The sequence below is a fragment of the Streptomyces sp. NPDC047981 genome, from assembly GCF_040653315.1.
Taxonomy (GTDB): domain Bacteria; phylum Actinomycetota; class Actinomycetes; order Streptomycetales; family Streptomycetaceae; genus Streptomyces.
The window spans coordinates 1-18,652 of the sequence record NZ_JBEZNQ010000029.1; the positions used below are offsets into that span (position 1 = coordinate 1).

Consider the following 18,652-nt stretch of genomic DNA (forward strand, 5'->3'; position numbering starts at 1 on the left):
AGCCCCCAGGCCCCCGTACGGCCTGCGGCCGTGTCCTCAAGCGCCGGACGGGCTGGATGTCGCCCGGAGGGCGAACATCCAGCCCCGCCGGCGCTTGAGGCGCGGGGTCTGGGGCGGAGCCCCAGTTCGGGAAGGGGCGGGGTGGGGAGAAGCGCCCCGCAGGGTCATCTCGCTCGGTTCAGCGTCTGGAGGGCCGCGCGGAGGAGTTGCGGGACCGGGGCCGTGCCGCCCGCGGCGATCGCCGCCTCCGCCTGCGGGGTCACCGCAGCGACCGCGTCCTCCGCCTCGCGCGAGGCGTAGCCGAGGCCGATCAGCGCGGCGGAGAGCTGTTCCGTCCAGGGCGCGGGGCCGGTGGCCACCACGCGCTGGGCGCCGAGGAGGCCGCTGGTGCCCAGCGGGGCGCCCAGCTTGTCCTTCAGCTCCAGGAGCAGTTTCTGCGCGCCCTTCTTCCCGATGCCCGGGACGGCCGTCAGCGCCTTCTCGTCGCCGGTGGAGACGGCGAGCCGCAGCGCGTCGGGGCTGTGCACGCCGAGCATGGCCTGGGCGAGGCGCGGGCCGACGCCGCTCGCGGTCTGGAGCAGTTCGAAGACCTGGCGCTCGTCGTCGTCGGCGAAGCCGTAGAGCGTCAGGGAGTCCTCACGGACCACCAGGGAGGTGGCGAGCCGGGCCTCCTGACCGATCCTCAGCCCCGCGATGGTGTTCGGCGTGCACTGGACGGCCATGCCCACGCCGCCGACCTCGACGACCGCGGTGGTGGGGGCGAGCGCGGCGACCGGGCCGCTGACGAAGGCGATCATGCGGAACGGCCTTTCGATGCGTGGGTTGCGTGGTGCGCGGCGACAGCCTGCTGCAGCCGGTTCTGGGCCGGGGCCCGCCAGATGTGGCAGATGGCGAGGGCGAGGGCGTCCGCCGCGTCGGCCGGCTTGGGCGGGGCGGAGAGCCTCAGCAGCCGGGTCACCATGGCGCCGACCTGGGCCTTGTCGGCACGTCCGCTGCCGGTGACGGCGGCCTTGACCTCGCTGGGGGTGTGCAGGGCGACGGGGATGCCGCGCCGGGAGGCACAGAGCATGGCGACGGCGCTGGCCTGGGCGGTGCCCATCACCGTACGGACGTTGTGCTGGCTGAACACCCGCTCCACGGCGACCAGTTCGGGCGAGAAGCGGTCGATCCACTCCTCGATGCCACGCTCGATGGCGACGAGCCGGACGCCGGTCTCGGCCTCCGGCGGGGTCTTCACGACCCCGACGCCGAGCATGGTCAGCGGCCGGCCGGCCACCCCCTCCACGACGCCGACACCGCACCGGGTCAGCCCCGGGTCCACCCCGAGCACGCGCACCTGAGCCCCTCCCTGGACCGTCCGTGGATCCGTATTCGCCCACCTGTTTGTGCAGGCTATCCGCTGCCACCGACAACGCCGCACAAACGGCGGCGGGCCGACGGGGGTGTGTCCCCGTCGGCCCGCCGTCAGAGCGGTCGCCCTCAGGCGTCGACCTTCTCCATGACCTCGTCGCTGATGTCGAAGTTGGCGAAGACGTTCTGCACGTCGTCGCTGTCCTCCAGCGCGTCGATCAGCTTGAAGATCTTGCGCGCACCCTCCTCGTCCAGCTCGACCTGCATGGTCGGGACGAAGCTGGAGTCCGCCGAGTCGTAGTCGATACCGGCCTCCTGGAGGGCGGTACGGACGGCGACCATGTCGGTGGCCTCGCTGATGACCTCCCAGGTCTCGCCGTTGTCGTTGACCTCTTCGGCACCGGCGTCCAGGACCGCGCCGAGGACGTCGTCCTCGGTGAGCTCGGCCTTGGGCAGGAGGATGACGCCCTTGCGGTTGAACAGGTACGAGACCGAGCCCGGGTCAGCCATCGAGCCGCCGTTGCGGGTCATGGCGACGCGGACGTCGGAGGCGGCGCGGTTGCGGTTGTCGGTGAGGCACTCGATGAGCACCGCGACACCGTTCGGGCCGTAGCCCTCGTACATGATCGTCTCGTAGTCGACGCCGCCGGCCTCGAGGCCGCCGCCGCGCTTGATCGCCGAGTCGATGTTCTTGTTCGGGACCGAGCTCTTCTTCGCCTTCTGCACGGCGTCGAAGAGGGTCGGGTTGCCGTCCAGGTCGGCACCGCCGGTACGGGCGGCGACCTCGATGTTCTTGATCAGCTTCGCGAAGAGCTTGCCGCGCTTGGCGTCGATCACGGCCTTCTTGTGCTTCGTCGTAGCCCATTTAGAGTGGCCGGACATCTGCCTGTCTCCTTCGCGTAACCAATTTCTGAACGAACCCCAGAGATCCTACCGGGACCTCGTCACCGGGCCGCGCGCACCATGTCGACGAACAGGGCGTGGATCCGGTGGTCGCCGGTGAGTTCCGGGTGGAACGAGGTCGCCAGGGCCCGGCCCTGTCGTACGGCGACGATGTGGCCGTCGTACTCGGCGAGCACCTCGACCTCGGCGCCGACGGACTCGACCCACGGGGCGCGGATGAAGACACCCTCGACGGGGCCGTCCTCGATGCCGGTGACGGTGACGCCCGCCTCGAAGGACTCGTTCTGGCGTCCGAACGCGTTGCGGCGGACGATCATGTCGATGCCGCCGAAGGTCTCCTGGCCCGAGCGCGGGTCGAGGATCTTGTTCGCGAGCATGATCAGGCCGGCGCAGGTGCCGTAGACCGGCAGGCCGGCCGCGATCCGCTCGCGCAGGGGCTCCATCAGACCGAAGAGGTCGGCCAGCTTGGAGATGGTGGTGGACTCACCACCGGGGATGACGAGGCCGTCGACCTCGGCCAGCTCCTCGGGGCGCCGGACCGGCCTGGCCACGGCGTCAGCCGCGGCCAGGGCGATCAGGTGCTCCCGTACGTCGCCCTGGAGTGCCAGGACACCGATGACGGGTGTGGTCATGAGTGATTACCAGCCGCGGTTGGCGTAGCGCTCGGACTCGGGGAGGGTGTCGCAGTTGATGCCGACCATGGCCTCGCCCAGGTTGCGGGAGGCGTCCGCGATGATCTTCGGGTCGTCGTAGAAGGTGGTGGCCTTCACGATGGCGGCGGCGCGCTTGGCCGGGTCGCCCGACTTGAAGATGCCGGAGCCGACGAAGACGCCCTCGGCGCCGAGCTGGCGCATCAGCGCGGCGTCGGCGGGGGTGGCGACACCACCGGCGGAGAACAGCACGACCGGCAGCTTGCCGAGCTCGGCGACCTCCTTGACCAGCTCGTACGGGGCGCGCAGCTCCTTGGCGGCGGCGAACAGCTCGTTGTTGTCGAAGCCGCGCAGCTTGGCGATCTCGTTCTTGATCTGGCGCAGGTGGCGGACGGCCTCGACGACGTTGCCGGTGCCGGCCTCGCCCTTGGAGCGGATCATGGCCGCGCCCTCGGCGATGCGGCGCAGGGCCTCACCCAGGTTGGTGGCGCCACAGACGAAGGGGGTGGTGAAGGCCCACTTGTCGGAGTGGTTGATCTCGTCGGCCGGGGTGAGGACCTCGGACTCGTCGATGTAGTCGACGCCGAGGGACTGCAGGACCTGGGCCTCGACGAAGTGACCGATGCGGGACTTGGCCATGACCGGGATGGAGACCGCGCCGATGATCTCCTCGATCATGTTCGGGTCGGACATCCGGGCGACGCCGCCGTCCTTGCGGATGTCGGCGGGGACCCGCTCCAGGGCCATGACGGCCACGGCGCCGGCGTCCTCGGCGATCTTCGCCTGCTCGGCGTTGACCACGTCCATGATCACGCCGCCCTTGAGCTGCTCGGCCATGCCGCGCTTGACGCGCGAGGTGCCGATCGCCGAGGAGTCTGCGGACTGGGAGCCGTTGGGAAGCGTGGTGGACACGGGGGACCTCACTCGTGAAAGCGGTGTTGAGACAAGAGTGAGGAAACATTCCTCCACCAGTCCACATCAAGGGCCAATGTGGAGCCGGTGGATCGTTTTCGTTGTTTTCGCAGGTGACGGCGGTCAGGTCGGGCGATCGGCAAGGGCGACGGGCGGTTCGTCGTCCATTTCGAAGGCCAGCGGGAACGGGGCGTGGCCCGCGAGCCGGAACCAGCGCACCTTGCGGTGGCGACGCAGCGCCCGCGCGGCGCGCACGGCGTCGTTGTGGAACCTGCGGGCCATCGGTACGCGGCGGACGGCCGCCGCGAGTTCGCCCGCCGCCTCCTCGCCGCCCGGGGCCTCACGTACCGCCTCGACCTGCTCGGGCTCGCCGAACACGGCGCGCAGCGCCTGGCTCAGCTCGCTCTCGGCGACCTCACGGTGATCCTCCTCGGCCTGCCGGGCGGCGTGGGCGGCCTCGTAGAGCACGATCGAGGCGGCCGGGTCGAGCACTCCGGACGTGGCCAGCTCCTGGGCGACCGAGGCGCGGCGCAGCAGCTGGGCGTCGAGGGCGGCACGGGCCGCGTCGATCCGGGCGTGCAGTCGGTCGAGCCGGCCGGCGGTCCAGCTGAGGTACAGGCCGATCGCGATCAGCGCGACGACGGTCCAGATCAGGGTTTGGGTCACGGGCGCACAGGCTACCGGGGCGTGCGGTGACGACCGGAACGGGCACCAGGCGGGGCATCTGTTCCGTCAGCCGGAACCCGGGGGCCGCGCGCTGCGGGGCGCGGCCCCGGCCGCCCAGCGGCGGGCGGGGCCGCGGCCGTTCCGCCCGCCGCTACTTCGGCGACACGCCCTGGTCCCGCGACGCCAGCCCCAGCCGCGCCCGCAGGCCCACGCGTTCGTCCGTCGCGACCGAGGCCGCGCCGTCCGTCACCGTCTCGTAGACCGCGAGGATGTCCGCGCCCACCGTCGACCAGTCGAAGCGCCGTACGTGCGCGCTGCCGCGCTTGCGCAGCTCCTTGCGCCGGGCCTCGTCCCCGAGCAGCTTGATCGCCGCGTCCGCGAGCGCGTCCGCGTCCTCGTTGGCGAAGAGTTCGCCCGCCGCGCCCTGGTCCAGGACCTGGGCGAAGGCGTCCAGGTCCGAGGCGAGGACCGGCGCGCCCGCCGACAGCGCCTCGACCAGGATGATCCCGAAGCTCTCACCGCCGGTGTTCGGCGCCACGTACACATCGACGCTGCGCAGCAGCCGCGCCTTGTCCTCGTCGCTGACCATCCCGAGGAACTGGACCCGCTCCCGCAGCTCCTTCGGCAGCGTGGCCACCGCCTCCTCCTCGTCGCCGCGCCCGGCGACCAGGAGCCGCGCCCCCGGCCGTTCCGCGAAGATCCTCGGCAGCGCCCTCATCAGGACCGGGAGGCCCTTGCGCGGCTCGTCGATCCGGCCGATGAAGCCCAGGGTCTCGCCCTGCCACTCCGCCTTCGGCTCGGCCCCCGCGAAGAAGTCGACGTCGACGCCGTTGGGGATGACGACCGCGTCGCCGCCCAGGTGCTCGACCAGCGTCCGGCGCGCGTACTCGCTCACCGCGATCCGCGCGCTGATCTTCTCCAGCGCGGGCTGCAGGATCGGGTACGCGGCGATCATCGCCCGCGAGCGCGGGTTCGAGGTGTGGAAGGTGGCGACGATCGGCCCCTGCGCCGCCCAGCAGCTCAGCAGGCCGAGCGAGGGCGAGGCGGGCTCGTGGATGTGGATGACGTCGAAGGTGCCGTCGTGCAGCCAGCGCCGGACCCGCGCCGCCGAGAGGAAGCCGAAGTTCAGCCGCGCCACGGATCCGTTGTACGGCACGGGCACGGCGCGCCCCGCCGAGACGACGTACGGCGGCAGCGGCGTCTCGTCGTCGGCGGGGGCCAGGACGGACACCTCGTGCCCGAGCCGGATCAGGTGCTCGGCGAGGTCCCTGATGTGGAACTGGACGCCGCCCGGCACGTCCCAGGAGTAGGGGCAGACGATGCCGATCTTCACGGCTGTCGCTCCTCGCCGAGCGGTGCCCGCCCTTCGCGGAGAGGTGCGCGCTCGTCGCCGAGCGGGCGCTCCTCGTCCCGCGGTGCCCGCCCCTCGTCGAGCGGCACGCGCTCCTCCAGGTCCTTCAGCCACAGCCGCTGCAGCATGTGCCAGTCCTCCGGGTGGTCCGCGATTCCGGTGGCGAAGGCATCGGCCAGCGCCTGTGTCATCACAGACGTCTTCTCGGCCCGCGTACCTGACTCGGGTACGTCGACGGGCGGGTGGATCCGCCCCTTCATGACCGGGGTCTCGTCGTACCAGAGCGTCACCGGCAGCAGCAGCGCGCCCGTCTGCTGGGCGAGCATCGCCGGGCCCGCGGGCATCCGCGCCGTCTCGCCGAAGAAGTCGACCTCGATGCCCGAGGCGGACAGGTCGCGGTCGGCGACCAGGCAGATCAGGCCGCCCGCCCGCAGCCGCCGCGCCAGCGTCCCGAAGGCGGAGCCTCCGGTGTGCGGCAGGACCTCCATGCCCAGCGACTCGCGGTAGGCGACGAACCGGTCGTACAGCGTCTCCGGCTTGAGCCGCTCGGCGACCGTGGTGAACGGCACGCCGAGCGAGCGTGTGACCCACACGCCGGCGAGGTCCCAGTTGGCCAGGTGCGGCAGCGCGAGGATCACGCCCCGGCCGGAGGCCAGGCCGTCCTTGAGGTAGTGCACGTCCTTGATGTCGAAGCCGTTGTCGACGCGCTCCTTGGCCCAGGTCGGCAGCCGGAAGGACTCCATCCAGTACCGCATGTACGAGCGCATGCCGGCCTGCGACAGCTCGGCGAGCCGCGCGGGCGTGGCGTCGGGCACCACGCGCGCGAGGTTGGACTCCAGGCGCAGCACGCTCTTGCCGCGCCGCTTCCAGGCGGTGTCGGCGATCCGTCGGCCGAGCCCGGCCGCCACCGGCTCCGGCAGCTTCTTCACGGTCGCCCAGCCGAGCCCGTACAGGGAATCGGTCAGCCGGTCCTTCATCGCGCTCATGACGTCGCCTCGTTCCCCCGCGCCCCGGGCGCGTCCGCTGCGGCGGCCGCGTCGGCCTCCGCCGACTCCCGCCGTACCGTGACCACCCGCTGGCCGAGGGTCACCGCGCTGCCCACCGCCACGATCCACAGCGCGATCGGCAGCAGGACGTCGACGCCGGGCACGCCGAAGGCGTGGAGTCCGGCGAGGCCGGCGGCGACCAGTGAGATCACGAGCCGCTCGGCCCGCTCCACCAGGCCGTTCACGGCGACCGGCAGGCCGATCGATTCTCCGCGCGCCTTGGTGTACGAGACGACCTGACCGCTGGCCAGGCAGAAGATGGAGACCGCGCACAGCACGTTGTCATTGCCGGTACCCGCGTACCAGAGGGCGAAGCCTCCGAAGATGGCGCCGTCGGCGACCCGGTCGAGGGTCGAGTCGAGGAACGCGCCCCAACGGCTGGAGATCCCCGCCTGCCGGGCCATGTTGCCGTCGACCAGGTCGGAGAAGACGAAGAGGGTGATGACGATCGTGCCCCAGAAGAACTCTCCCCTGGGGAAGAAGACCAGGGCCCCCGCCATCACTCCGGCCGTGCCGATGAGCGTGACCGCGTCGGGGCTGACACCCCTGCGGAGCAGAAACGCGGCGAACGGTGTGAGGACACGCGTGAAAAAGGCACGCGCGTACTTGTTCAGCATGGCCTTCCCGAGGTTCGGTGGGCCGCGCGGCCCCTACGACCACCGGCCCGCCCATCGTAGCCAGCGCGGCTCCCGCCGGACCGCCGGGCACCCGCCCGTCGCGTCGCGTACGACGTATGGACGCACCATGGCGTCGGTGCAAAGCTCGAAGGACAACCGCGGGCACCTCCGGAGCTGCCCAGCGTCTCCCCCCGCGCCCGCGCCCCGCCTCACCGTGCGAGCGAGCGGTGCAAGCGATCGGGAGGACCACCATGGGCGACAAGGCGAACGCACACCCCGGGGCCGCCGGCAGGGCTCCGACGGCCGACCGGCCCTCGGACGTACGGAACGTGGTGCTGGTCGGCCACAGCGGATCGGGAAAGACGACCCTCGTCGAGGCCCTCGCGCTGACCGCGGGCGCGGTCAACCGGGCCGGACGGGTCGAGGACGGCGGAACGGTCTCCGACCACGACGAGATCGAGCACCGCCAGCAACGTTCCGTACAGCTGTCGCTCGTCCCTCTGGAATGGGGCGGGTGCAAGATCAATCTCCTCGACACACCGGGATACGCCGACTTCGTCGGGGAGCTGAGGGCCGGTCTGCGTGCGGCGGACGCGGCCCTCTTCGTCGTCTCGGCCGCGCAGGAGGCCGAGGCGATCGCGGGGGCGACCCGCATGGTGTGGGAGGAGTGCGCGGCCGTCGGCATGCCCCGCGCGATCGTCGTGACCCACCTGGAAACCGCCCGCACCGGCTTCGACGAGCTGACCGCAGTCTGCTCCGAGGTGCTCGGCGGGGACGACCCCGACGCCGTGCTCCCGCTCTATCTGCCGCTGTACGGAGCCGAGGCGCCGGACGGACACGCGCCCACCACCGGTCTCGTCGGACTCCTCTCGGAGCGGATCTTCGACTACTCCTCGGGCGTACGGCAGGAGAGCCCGCCCGACGACACCCAACGGCCGCTGATCGCCGAGGCCCGCAACCGGCTCATCGAGGGCATCATCGCCGAGAGTGAGGACGAGACCCTCATGGACCGCTATCTCGGCGGCGAGGACGTCGACATCAAGTCGCTGATCGACGACCTGGAGAAGGCGGTCGCCCGGGGCACCTTCCATCCGGTGCTCGCCGCGGCGCCCGCCGCGGACGGGGCGAAGCAGGGTCTCGGCACGGTCGAGCTGCTCGAACTGATCACCGGTGGCTTCCCGACCCCGCTGGAGCGCGAAGCCCCGGCCGTGACCACGCCGGACGGCGTGCCCCGGCCCGCGGTCACCTGCGACCCCGACGGGCCACTCGTCGCCGAGGTCGTCAAGACCGCCTCCGACCCGTACGTGGGCCGGATCTCGCTGGTCCGGGTCTTCTCCGGGACCCTGCGGCCGGACGAGACCGTCCATGTGTCGGGGCACGGTCTGGCCGACCGGGGCCACGAGGACCACGACGTCGACGAACGGGTCGGCGCGCTGACCTCGCCCTTCGGCAAGCAGCAGCGGCAGGTGGGGCGGTGCATCGCGGGCGATCTGGCGTGCGTGGCCAAGCTGGGCCGCGCGGAGACCGGTGACACGCTGTCCGCCAAGGACGATCCGCTCCTGATGGAGCCCTGGACGATGCCCGACCCGCTGCTGCCGCTCGCCATCGAGGCGCACAGCAAGGCCGACGAGGACCGGCTCTCACAGGGGCTCGCCCGGCTCGTCGCCGAGGACCCGACGATGCGTCTCGAACAGAACCAGGACACCCATCAGGTCGTTCTGTGGTGCCTGGGCGAGGCGCACATGGACGTGGCCCTCGAACGGCTGCGCAGCCGGTACGGGGTGCGGGTGGACGCCGTCCCGCACAAGGTGGCGCTCCGGGAGACCTTCGGCGGTCCTTCGGCGGGGCGGGGCAGGCACGTCAAACAGTCAGGCGGCCACGGCCAGTTCGCGATCTGCGAGATCGACGTCGAGCCGCTGCCGCCGGGCAGCGGGGTCGAGTTCGTCGACAAGGTGGTCGGAGGGGCGGTTCCGCGTCAGTTCATCCCGTCCGTCGAGAAGGGCGTCCGCGCGCAGGCCGCGCGCGGGGTCGCGGCCGGCCACCCGCTGGTCGACGTACGGATCACGCTGCGGGACGGCAAGGCCCACTCGGTCGACTCCTCCGACGCCGCCTTCCAGACCGCCGGCGCCCTGGCGCTGCGCGAGGCGGCGGCCGAGGCGAGCATCCGGCTCCTGGAGCCGGTCACCGAGGTGCGGGTGCTCGTCCCCGACGAGTACGTGGGGCCGGTGATGAGCGATCTGTCCGGCCGCCGGGGCCGCGTCGTCGGCACCGAACAGGCAGGTCCGGGGCGGACGTTGGTGCGCGCGGAGGTGCCCGAGATCGAGATCGGCCGGTACGCGGTCGACCTCCGGCAGATCTCGCACGGCACCGGCCGCTTCGACCGCTCGTACGCCCGTCACGAACCGATGCCGCCCCAACTCGCCGAGAAGATCCGCGAACAGGCGGAGAAGGGCTCGTAGCGGCGCCCCGCAGACGTCCGGATGCCGCCCCGTCAACTCCCCTCCGGCGGGCGGCATTCGGCCGACCGGTGACGCATCCGCCGGTACCCGGCTACGCTGTGGTGCCCAGCTCAGCAGGTGTGCGGGGTGCGGTCGTCGGGAACAGGCCGCAGAGGGATACGCGGTGAACCACGCGGGCACGCGGCGATGGGGGCATCAGGTGACGATCGGCAGTTTCGGACCCGGGGCGCAGATTCCCCTGCAGGGCTCGGACGGACAGACCGCGGCGACCCATGCCCTGGCCTCCGCCGCGTACCGCGACAGCAAGGTGGAAGCGATCCTGGACGCCAACAACGACTGGCACAAGTCCAAGGTGACCGACGGCCGGTGGGCGAAGCTGTTCCGGCCCGACCTCGGCGAGGCCTTCTCGCGCGCGGTCCAGGTCCGGATGCTCGGCGGCGCCCGCAAGGCGCTCATCCAGTCCTTCGGCACCGACCCGCAGCCGGTGGTCGAGCACTGCCTCGCCGCCACCGGCATCCGCAAGCGGCGGGACGTCAAACTGACCCTGGTCACCTTCGTCTTCGGGGTCCTGTTCCTGCCCGGGCTGCTGCTCTGGCTCGGCGTGATCCAGCTGCGCCGGGTCGTCGCGGGCTCGGAGAACAAGCGGACGAGCGCGGTGGGCACCGCGATCCTGATCGGCGCGGGCCTGCTGGCGGCGCTGGTCCTGGTCAAGCTGCCGATCACCGGCGTCCTGTCGATCTACATCCGGGCGATGATCGTCGCCCCGGTCGTCGGCTGGTTCCTCGCCAAGCGGATCTGCGAGAACACCGCCGTCGACCTGCGGGAGCGCTGGACCGCCCTGCTGAGCGGCGGCGGCATCGGCGCCAAGATCCCCGAGGCGGTCCCCGGGGACCCGGGCGAGAAGTCCGCCGAGGACCTGCGGCAGAACCTGGAGAAGCTCTCCGCCGAGCAGCAGTCCAACATCGTCTTCTACGCGGGCCCCAAGGGAATACTGGGCATGGGCACGCGCTGGGGCAGCTGGACGCTCGCCGAGGAGCTGGTCCCCAAGGACGGCCGGGAGATCCACGACTTCCGCGCCTGGGACGTCGTACGGAAGATCCACGACCAGCTCACCCTCCTTGAGCGGGGCTCCCTGAAGACCGGCTTCCCCAAGCCGACCGTCAAGCACTGGATCGTCTCCCCGGTCGGCGAGGGCGCCGACGAGGTCTCCCGGCCGGAGGGCGACAACATCGTGCACTTCCAGGTCAAGCCGCACGAGATACAGCGCATCTGCAACGACCAGCAGTTCGGCGCCGGCAACCGGCACTATCTCGGGGTGCAGTTCACGCTCTGGGACGGCCAGCTCGTGCTGACGATGATGATCACGGTGACCTCGCTCCACCACACGCTGCGCGTGGAGGTCACCGGGCACGCGCTCGGCCCGGTCCACTCGCTCTTCACCAGCAAGCCGGCGGCGAAGACCAAGGACGTCTCCAAGACGGTCAAGTTCTGGGAGACGCGGACGGTCCAGCTGCCCCTCCTGGAGACGGACGAGATCGTCCGCAAGGCGGTCCGGGCCCCGCTGACCTGGTTCCCGCCGATCCTGGACTTCCTCGGCGGCAAGCTGGTGCTGCCCGAGCCGTTCGGGCTGCGGCACGCCTGGGCCGCCGCGCCCTGGCGGCACCGCTTCATGGCCGATGACGCGATCCGCGCCGCGACGCCGGTGATGCGCGCCGTCCACGCGGCGACCATCGCGGTGCTCGACGACCACGGCGTGGACACGGAGCGCTTCACCAACCGCTCGCTGATACTGAGCGGTGCCGTTCAGGACCCGGGCACGAAGAAGGCCGACGTCTACGACGCGTAGCGGCCGGCAGGCCCGGCCGCTGGGGGGCTACGCCAGCTCGGAGGAGGCCGGCCAGGCGGCGGCGAGCATCGCGCGGGTGTCGGCGAGGAGCTGCGGCAGCACCTTGGTGTGGCCGACGACCGGCATGAAGTTGGTGTCGCCGCCCCAGCGGGGCACGATGTGCTGGTGCAGGTGGGCGGCGATGCCGGCGCCCGCCACCGCACCCTGGTTCATGCCGATGTTGAAGCCGTGCGCGCCGGAGGCGGTCCGCAGCGCGATCATGGCCCGCTTGGTGAACTCGCCCAGCTCGGCGGTCTCCGGCGCGTCCAGGTCCGTGTAGTCGGCGACGTGCCGGTACGGGACGACCATCAGGTGGCCGCCGTTGTACGGGTAGAGGTTGAGCACGGCGTAGACGCTCTCGCCGCGCGCTATCACGAGCCCGTCCTCGTCCGACTTCGACGGAATCACGCAGAACGGACAGCCGTCGTCGGCCCCCGGCCCGGTCGGCTTGTTCTCGCCCTGGATGTACGCCATCCGGTGAGGCGTCCACAGGCGCTGGAACGCGTCCTGCGTCCCCACTCCGATCTGCTGCTCCGGCTCAGTCGTCATGCTGTGCAGCATATGGCTTCGCCCGTTCGGACCGTGTCGCCGGGGCTTCGATCACTCCGTCCCGGAGATGCTGATCGGATGAACGAGCCGACGGACAGGCAGCGGCGGTGGGACCGCCGGATGGAGACACCGCTCGCGATCGCGTCCCTGGTCTATCTCGCCGGTTACGCGGTGCAGGTCCTGGCCCCGGGTCTCGACCCGGTCTGGCGGGACCTCTGCCTCGCGATGACCCTGGCTGCCTGGGCGGTCTTCGCCTTCGACTACGGGGTCCGTTTCCGGCTCAGCGGTCTCGGGCCGCTCCGCTTCGTCCGCACCCACCTCCTGGGCACGGTGATCCTCGTGCTGCCGCTGCTGAGGCCGCTGCAGATGGTGCGGATCTACGAGCAGATCCAGCGCCGCCAGGACAAGCCCCGGCTGACTCTGTACGCCCGGGTCATGGCGTACTCCAGCCTCACCGTCGCCCTGCTCGGCTTCGCCGGCGCGCTGGCTGTCCTACAGCACGAGCGCGGGGCTCCGGGTGCCACGATCCACACTTTCGGCGACTCGCTCTGGTGGGCCTCGGAGACGCTGACCACGGTGGGGTACGGGGACGTGACCCCGGTGACCCCGGTCGGGCGGGTCATCGCGGTCGGCATGATGGCGTGCGGCGTCGCGCTGCTCGGGGCGGTGACGGGTTCCTTCTCGTCCTGGCTGATCCAGTCGTTCACGCGGGAGGACGAGAAGGGGCCCCCGGGGAATTCCCCGGGGGCCCCTTGACCCATCGCCCGACGTGAGGCCCTTCGCCCGGCCGGTCAGACCTGGACGCGCTCCTCGACGACCTTGGCGATCTTGGCGATCGCCTCGTCGACGGGGATGCCGTTCTCCTGCGACCCGTCGCGGTAGCGGAAGGAGACGGCGCCGTTGGCCATGTCCTCGTCGCCCGCGATGATCATGAACGGGACCTTCTGCTTCTGCGCGTTGCGGATCTTCTTCTGCATCCGGTCCGAGGACGCGTCGACGTCGACCCGCAGCCCCTGCTTCTTCGCCTTGGCGGCGAACTCCTGCAGGTACGGGATGTGGGCGTCACCGATCGGGATGCCGGTCGCCTGGACGGGGGCCAGCCACGGCGGCATGGCGCCCGCGTAGTGCTCGAGGAGCACGGCGAAGAAGCGCTCGATGGAGCCGAACAGCGCGCGGTGGATCATGACCGGACGCTGCTTGGTGCCGTCCGGGCCGGTGTACTCCAGGTCGAAGCGCTCCGGCAGGTTGAAGTCCAGCTGCACGGTGGACATCTGCCAGGTACGGCCGATGGCGTCGCGCGCCTGCACGGAGATCTTCGGGCCGTAGAACGCGGCGCCGCCCGGGTCGGGGGTGAGCGGGAGGCCCTGCTTCTCGGCGACCTGCTGGAGGACCGCGGTGGCCTCCTCCCAGACCTCGTCCGAGCCGACGAACTTCTCCGGGTCCTTGGTGGACAGCTCCAGGTAGAAGTCGGTCAGACCGTAGTCGCGCAGCAGGTTCAGGACGAAGGTGAGGGTCTTGTCGAGCTCCTCCGCCATCTGCTCGCGGGTGCAGTAGATGTGCGCGTCGTCCTGGGTGAAGCCGCGGGCCCGGGTCAGACCGTGCACGACGCCGGACTTCTCGTACCGGTACACGGTGCCGAACTCGAAGAGGCGCAGCGGCAGTTCACGGTACGAGCGACCGCGCGCGTCGAAGATCAGGTTGTGCATCGGGCAGTTCATGGGCTTGAGGTAGTAGTCCACGCCCTCGTCGAGCTGCATGGGGGGGTACATGCCCTCGGCGTACCAGTCGAGGTGGCCCGACTTCTCGAACAGCTTGCCCTTGGTGGCGTGCGGCGAGTAGACGAACTCGTAGCCCTCCTCCTCGTGGCGCTTGCGCGAGTAGTCCTCCATGACCCGGCGGATGATGCCGCCCTTGGGGTGGAAGACCGCGAGGCCGGAGCCGATCTCGTCCGGGATCGAGAAGAGGTCCAGCTCGTTGCCGAGCTTGCGGTGGTCGCGCTTCTCGGCCTCCGCCAGGAAGTCGAGGTGCGCCTTCAGCTCGTCCTTCGACGGCCAGGCGGTGCCGTAGATGCGCTGCAGCATCGGGTTCTTCTCGCTGCCGCGCCAGTAGGCGGCCGCGTTGCGCATCAGCTTGAACGCCGGGATGTTCCGGGTGGTGGGCAGGTGCGGACCCCGGCAGAGGTCCTTCCAGCACAGCTCGCCGGTCTTGGCGTCGAGGTTGTCGTAGATGGTCAGCTCGCCGCCGCCGACCTCGACGTTCGCGCCGTCGTCGGTCGAAGCGGAGCCCTTGATGCCGATGAGCTCCAGCTTGTACGGCTCGTCGGCGAGCTCCTCGCGGGCGGCCTCGTCGGTGACCACACGGCGGGAGAAGCGCTGACCCCGCTTCTGGATCTCCTGCATCTTCTTCTCGACGGCCTTGAGGTCCTCGGGGGTGAAGGGCTTCTCGACGTCGAAGTCGTAGTAGAAGCCGTCACGGACCGGCGGGCCGATGCCCAGCTTGGCCTCGGGGAAGAGCTCCTGCACGGCCTGGGCCATGACGTGCGCGGTGGAGTGGCGCAGGATGTCGAGACCGTCCGGGGAGGAGATCTCGACGGGCTCGACGACGTCACCCTCGGCGACGACGTAGGTGAGGTCCTTCAGCTCGCCGCCGACGCGGGCGGCGATCACGGACCGGTCGTCGGCGAACAGCGCGCCGGCGGTGGTGCCCGCGCTCACCGCCCGATCCTCGGCTCCTGAGGCGGACTGGACGGTCACACGGACATCAGACACGGATGCTCTTTCCCTTGGGGCGCCGGCAGACACGAGGTGCCGGCACCGGCGACGCGCGGCAGAGACGAGGTGCCGCGCGCCTAAATCCTAAGGGCTCGGTCAGTGTCCCTGCGCTGCGAGCCGGGCCCGGCCGCCCGCTGTTCTCCGCCCCGCTCCCCGACGGTCCCCGCGCCGCCCGCCCGTCGTCACTCCCCCGGGCCGCAGGCCTCCTCGAAGAAGTCCAGGTTCTCGTGGAGCGACTTCATCAGCCGGTCCCGCTCGGCCTCGTCGACCTGCACCGGTACGACCCCGGTGGCGTCGGTGAGCCGCCGGAAGCCGCCCCGGCTCTCCAGCCGGCCCACCACCCGGATCGGCAGCCCGACCAGGTGCGCGTGCCCGGCCGTACGGTACGACTCCTCGTCCAGCGTCACCCGGACGTGCGGCACCTCGGCACCGCCGAGCACCCGCAGCCGTACGGTCCCCTCGCCCCGCGGCCCGGAGCGGCGCATCCGCACCACGGCTCCGGTGATCCGGACCGGTACGGACGGCTCGTCGGTCAGATAGCGGGCGCCGGCCTCGCGCAGCGCCGGAAGGTCACCCGCCGAGAACTCGACCGGCTCGGGCCGGGCCGCGCACCCCGCGGGCGTCCCGGCGGCCGGGGACCACTCCAGCGCGATCCTGGCCCCCTCCGTGCCGCGCACCAGCGCGACCAGGGCCTCGGTCAGCTCGCGGCTCACCCCCGCCTCGACGGCCGCGTCGAAGGCCTCCATGCCGCCCGTCGCCCGCTGGTAGTCGGCGGCCTCCCGGGCCGCGTACAGCGCGTGGTACAGCCGTACGGCGATGGCCCGGCCCGAGTCCACGGGCACGAACGCGGTGAGACCCCGCCCGCCCGGCGCCGCGCCGACGACCACCGCCTCCAGGGACGCCTGCGCCTGGCGGCGATGGCGGGCGCCGTAGTAGCCGGCGCGGCCACGCACGGCGAGCGCCCCGGCGAGCAGCAGCTGCCGGGCGGCCGACCTGAGCTGTTCCTGGACGGGCCACGGGACCGTGCCCGCCGGCCCTGGCGGCACATCGCGCCACCAGCGGATCTCGTCGCTGGGCACGGTGAGGCCGACGAGGACCTCGCGCGCCGAGGGCGCCGCGCTGTGGGCGAGCGCGGTGAGCGCCTCGCCGAGCAGGTCCTCGCAGTCCGGGAAGGCACGGCTCTCCGGGACGAGGAGACTGGTGCCGCCCGTGGGGCCGCCCGTCCCGGGCGGTGTCCAGCGGCTGTAGCGGCCCGCGGCGCCGCCGCGCCGCCGCCAGCCGTGCCGGGCGAGCAGCGCGCCGAGGACCAGCGGGTCGACGCGCCCGGGGTCGGGCGAGCCCCCGGCGTCGGCCCAGGGGCCGCCGGGGCGTTCGCCGGGGGTGGGATGGGGGCGGAACGATGGCAGAACGGGGCCGTGTCCGGCCCCGCCCTCCGGTTCGCCGATCGGCCGGTGCATCAAGGTCTCCCTCCCACGCCGACCCGGGTCATGATCTCGCACAGTGCCCGGTCGTCGAAGATCCGTGCCGTCGGTATGCGCACGGTCGTCCGCCGCCGCCCCGTCACCGGGTGGCCGGCCAGGTTGATCCAGTAGCAGCAGTGCCGCAGGTCCAGGCGGTCGTGCCCGGCCCGCAGCCAGTCCTCCCGGTCGCGCGGCACGATCATGACGACCAGGATCTTGTGCACCGAGACCGGGGTCCGCGCCAGCTTCACCAGATGGTCGTTGTCCAGGGTGAAGGAGAACGCGGGCCCGGGCGGCCGCGGCGGCAGCTGGTAGGTGCACTTGAGCTGCACCTTGATGGTCACTTCGTCGTCGACCGTGTGGCCCGGAGCGCTGTGGCTCACGTGCCAGTCGATTCCGTTGTCCGGAAACGGCTGCGACAGCGAGCAGCCCGCCGCCGCGGCGACCGCGTGCAGATACCCCACCTGGAGCGTCTCCATGCAGGCGGTGGTGGCGAGTGAGCCGCGCAGCGGTGCCGCCCGCTGAGGCGGCAGCCCTCCCGATTCGGGCTGGGCGAGCGCCATGTCAATTCCCTTCCCCGTCATCTGTGTTGTCACCGGTCCGCGTACGGGGCAAACAGGCCGGGTATCACCGATTCGGGCAGGGGGATCGCCATCTGCCCGACATGTGCGAGGAGTTCGGGGATGACGCACTGGTATGACGGGCCCCTGGCCGCATTCGACACGGAAACCACAGGAGTTGACGTCGAGCAGGACCGGATCGTCTCGGCCGCGCTCGTCGTCCAGGACACGGCCGGCGGGCGTCCGCGGGTCACACGCTGGCTGGTCAACCCGGGGATTCCGGTGCCTCCCGGGGCCACGGAGGTCCACGGTCTGACGGACGACCATCTGCAGCGGAACGGGCGCTGGCCGGCGCCCGTCATGGAGGAGCTGGGGCGGGCGCTGGCCGAGCAACTGGCCGCGGGGCGACCGCTGGTGGTGATGAACGCGCCCTTCGATCTGACGATCCTGGACCGCGAGCTGCGCCGCCACCGCGCCTCCACGCTGGGCCGCTATCTGGAGCACGCACCGCTGTGCGTGCTGGATCCGCGGGTGCTCGACAAGCATCTGGACCGCTATCGCAAGGGCCGCCGGACGCTGACGGACCTGTGCGCGCAGTACGGCGTGGATCTGGACGGCGCGCACGACGCGGCTGCGGACGCGACGGCCGCGCTGGATGTCGTACGGGCGGTGGCGCGGCGGTTCGCGTCCCGGCTCGAACGGCTCTCCCCCGCCGAGCTGCACACGCTGCAGGCGGTGTGGCACGCGGCGCAGGCGCGCGGGTTGCAGGCGTGGTTCACACGCAACGGGACGCCGGAGACGGTGGATCCGGCGTGGCCGCTCCGCCCGGAGCTGCGGACGGCGGCGTGAACCGGCGCCCGTACATGCGGAAGGCCGGTCCGTCTTTCGACGGACCGGCCTCTCCCGGTGGGCGATACTGGGATCGAACCAGTGACCCCTTCGGTGTGAACGAAGTGCTCTCCCGCTGAGCTAATCGCCCGGGAACGGGTTGAACCATACAGGTTTCCGCGGGCATCGTTCAAACTCGGCGCAGGCGGGCCGCCAGACCCCGTCGCCCCGCGCGCATCATCAGCGCGTGGTTGGCGCGGAAGACGGGCCGGCCGGGGACGGCGAGCCGGCGCATCAGAGGGCTGGTCACCTCGACCTCCTGCTCGTAGACGGCGCGTGTTCCCGGGCCGTGGGCCGTCAGGGTCCAGCGCGCCCAGCCCTCCAGGTCGCCGCCGAGCGCGACCTCCAGGACGCGGGCCTCCGGGTCGCGGCGCCGGGCCTCGGCGGTGACCACGAGGTCGTACGGGAGGAACGAGCGGAACCGGGCGGTGCCGGTGGCCTCGTCGACGGGGACGACCTCGCGGACCTGCGGCCACCAGCTCGGGTACTCCTCGGCGCGTTCGAGCACGGCGAAGACCGCGTCGGGCGGCGCGGGCAGCTGCCAGACGCTGCGGAAGCGGTAGCGGCACCAGTCCATGACCCCAG

18 protein-coding genes and 1 tRNA gene are annotated in these 18,652 nt (G+C 71.6%); 4 read left to right on the forward strand and 15 right to left on the reverse strand.

Features of this window, described 5'->3' with window-relative positions:
- Window positions 1-164 precede the first annotated feature (164 nt).
- From ruvA to pgsA, 9 genes are all read right to left on the reverse strand, one after another.
- The gene (gene ruvA / locus AB0E14_RS18695) at window positions 165-797 is read right to left on the reverse strand and encodes a Holliday junction branch migration protein RuvA (RefSeq protein WP_362418656.1); all 633 of its coding nucleotides are present in this window, start codon (window positions 795-797) and stop codon (window positions 165-167) included.
- A complete protein-coding gene (gene ruvC / locus AB0E14_RS18700) occupies window positions 794-1,336 on the reverse strand; it encodes a crossover junction endodeoxyribonuclease RuvC (RefSeq protein WP_362418659.1) in 543 nt (180 codons plus the stop codon). Before ruvC ends, ruvA begins: the two co-directional genes overlap by 4 nt.
- 143 nt (window positions 1,337-1,479) lie before the next feature.
- Window positions 1,480-2,232, reverse strand: coding sequence for a YebC/PmpR family DNA-binding transcriptional regulator (locus AB0E14_RS18705; RefSeq protein WP_362418662.1), 753 nt, complete (start codon window positions 2,230-2,232; stop codon window positions 1,480-1,482).
- 62 nt (window positions 2,233-2,294) lie between these two features.
- A complete protein-coding gene (gene pdxT / locus AB0E14_RS18710; protein WP_362418665.1) occupies window positions 2,295-2,885 on the reverse strand; it encodes a pyridoxal 5'-phosphate synthase glutaminase subunit PdxT in 591 nt (196 codons plus the stop codon).
- A 6-nt stretch (window positions 2,886-2,891) separates the two neighbouring features.
- A complete protein-coding gene (gene pdxS / locus AB0E14_RS18715; RefSeq protein ID WP_362418668.1) occupies window positions 2,892-3,815 on the reverse strand; it encodes a pyridoxal 5'-phosphate synthase lyase subunit PdxS in 924 nt (307 codons plus the stop codon).
- 123 nt (window positions 3,816-3,938) lie between these two features.
- Entirely contained in the window at window positions 3,939-4,481 is a 543-nt protein-coding gene (locus AB0E14_RS18720) for a hypothetical protein (RefSeq protein ID WP_362418671.1), read from the reverse strand.
- 151 nt (window positions 4,482-4,632) lie between these two features.
- The gene (locus AB0E14_RS18725; RefSeq protein ID WP_362418674.1) at window positions 4,633-5,814 is read right to left on the reverse strand and encodes a glycosyltransferase family 4 protein; all 1,182 of its coding nucleotides are present in this window, start codon (window positions 5,812-5,814) and stop codon (window positions 4,633-4,635) included.
- The gene (locus tag AB0E14_RS18730; RefSeq protein ID WP_362418677.1) at window positions 5,811-6,818 is read right to left on the reverse strand and encodes a phosphatidylinositol mannoside acyltransferase; all 1,008 of its coding nucleotides are present in this window, start codon (window positions 6,816-6,818) and stop codon (window positions 5,811-5,813) included. The genes AB0E14_RS18725 and AB0E14_RS18730 overlap by 4 nt, the downstream gene beginning before the upstream one ends.
- Window positions 6,815-7,495, reverse strand: coding sequence for a phosphatidylinositol phosphate synthase (gene pgsA / locus AB0E14_RS18735; RefSeq protein ID WP_362418680.1), 681 nt, complete (start codon window positions 7,493-7,495; stop codon window positions 6,815-6,817). The genes AB0E14_RS18730 and pgsA overlap by 4 nt, the downstream gene beginning before the upstream one ends.
- A 251-nt stretch (window positions 7,496-7,746) precedes the next feature.
- Between pgsA and AB0E14_RS18740 the strand changes: the two genes are divergently transcribed.
- Window positions 7,747-9,954 (forward strand): elongation factor G-like protein EF-G2, encoded by a 2,208-nt coding sequence (locus AB0E14_RS18740; RefSeq protein ID WP_362418683.1) that lies wholly within the window; start codon window positions 7,747-7,749, stop codon window positions 9,952-9,954.
- 205 nt (window positions 9,955-10,159) lie between these two features.
- Window positions 10,160-11,800, forward strand: a complete 1,641-nt coding sequence (locus AB0E14_RS18745) for a hypothetical protein (RefSeq protein WP_362418889.1) — start codon at window positions 10,160-10,162, stop codon at window positions 11,798-11,800.
- 27 nt (window positions 11,801-11,827) lie between these two features.
- Here AB0E14_RS18745 and AB0E14_RS18750 read toward each other — a convergent pair whose 3' ends face one another.
- On the reverse strand, window positions 11,828-12,400 hold the full coding sequence (locus tag AB0E14_RS18750; protein WP_362418686.1) for an HIT domain-containing protein: 573 nt from the start codon (window positions 12,398-12,400) through the stop codon (window positions 11,828-11,830).
- 66 nt (window positions 12,401-12,466) lie between these two features.
- On the opposite strand from AB0E14_RS18750, the gene AB0E14_RS18755 reads away from it, so the two are divergent.
- Window positions 12,467-13,144, forward strand: coding sequence for an ion channel (locus AB0E14_RS18755; protein ID WP_362418689.1), 678 nt, complete (start codon window positions 12,467-12,469; stop codon window positions 13,142-13,144).
- Window positions 13,145-13,179: 35 nt separating this feature from the next.
- Here the strand turns inward: AB0E14_RS18755 and thrS are convergent, their stop codons facing one another.
- The 3 genes from thrS to AB0E14_RS18770 all read right to left on the reverse strand — a co-directional run bounded on the left by thrS (window position 13,180) and on the right by AB0E14_RS18770 (window position 17,182).
- Window positions 13,180-15,156, reverse strand: coding sequence for a threonine--tRNA ligase (gene thrS / locus AB0E14_RS18760; protein WP_362418692.1), 1,977 nt, complete (start codon window positions 15,154-15,156; stop codon window positions 13,180-13,182).
- 185 nt (window positions 15,157-15,341) lie between these two features.
- Entirely contained in the window at window positions 15,342-16,616 is a 1,275-nt protein-coding gene (locus AB0E14_RS18765; RefSeq protein ID WP_362418695.1) for a hypothetical protein, read from the reverse strand.
- Window positions 16,616-17,182: a DUF4365 domain-containing protein gene (locus AB0E14_RS18770; RefSeq protein ID WP_362004729.1), complete on the reverse strand. Its 567-nt coding sequence runs from the start codon at window positions 17,180-17,182 to the stop codon at window positions 16,616-16,618. The genes AB0E14_RS18765 and AB0E14_RS18770 overlap by 1 nt, the downstream gene beginning before the upstream one ends.
- 120 nt (window positions 17,183-17,302) lie before the next feature.
- Between AB0E14_RS18770 and AB0E14_RS18775 the strand changes: the two genes are divergently transcribed.
- A complete protein-coding gene (locus tag AB0E14_RS18775) occupies window positions 17,303-18,028 on the forward strand; it encodes a 3'-5' exonuclease (protein WP_362418698.1) in 726 nt (241 codons plus the stop codon).
- Between the two features lie 58 nt (window positions 18,029-18,086).
- Here AB0E14_RS18775 and AB0E14_RS18780 read toward each other — a convergent pair.
- Window positions 18,087-18,158, reverse strand: a tRNA-Val gene (locus tag AB0E14_RS18780).
- A gap of 39 nt (window positions 18,159-18,197) precedes the next feature.
- Window positions 18,198-18,644 (reverse strand): SRPBCC family protein, encoded by a 447-nt coding sequence (locus AB0E14_RS18785; RefSeq protein ID WP_362418701.1) that lies wholly within the window; start codon window positions 18,642-18,644, stop codon window positions 18,198-18,200.
- Between the last annotated feature and the right edge of the window lie 8 nt (window positions 18,645-18,652).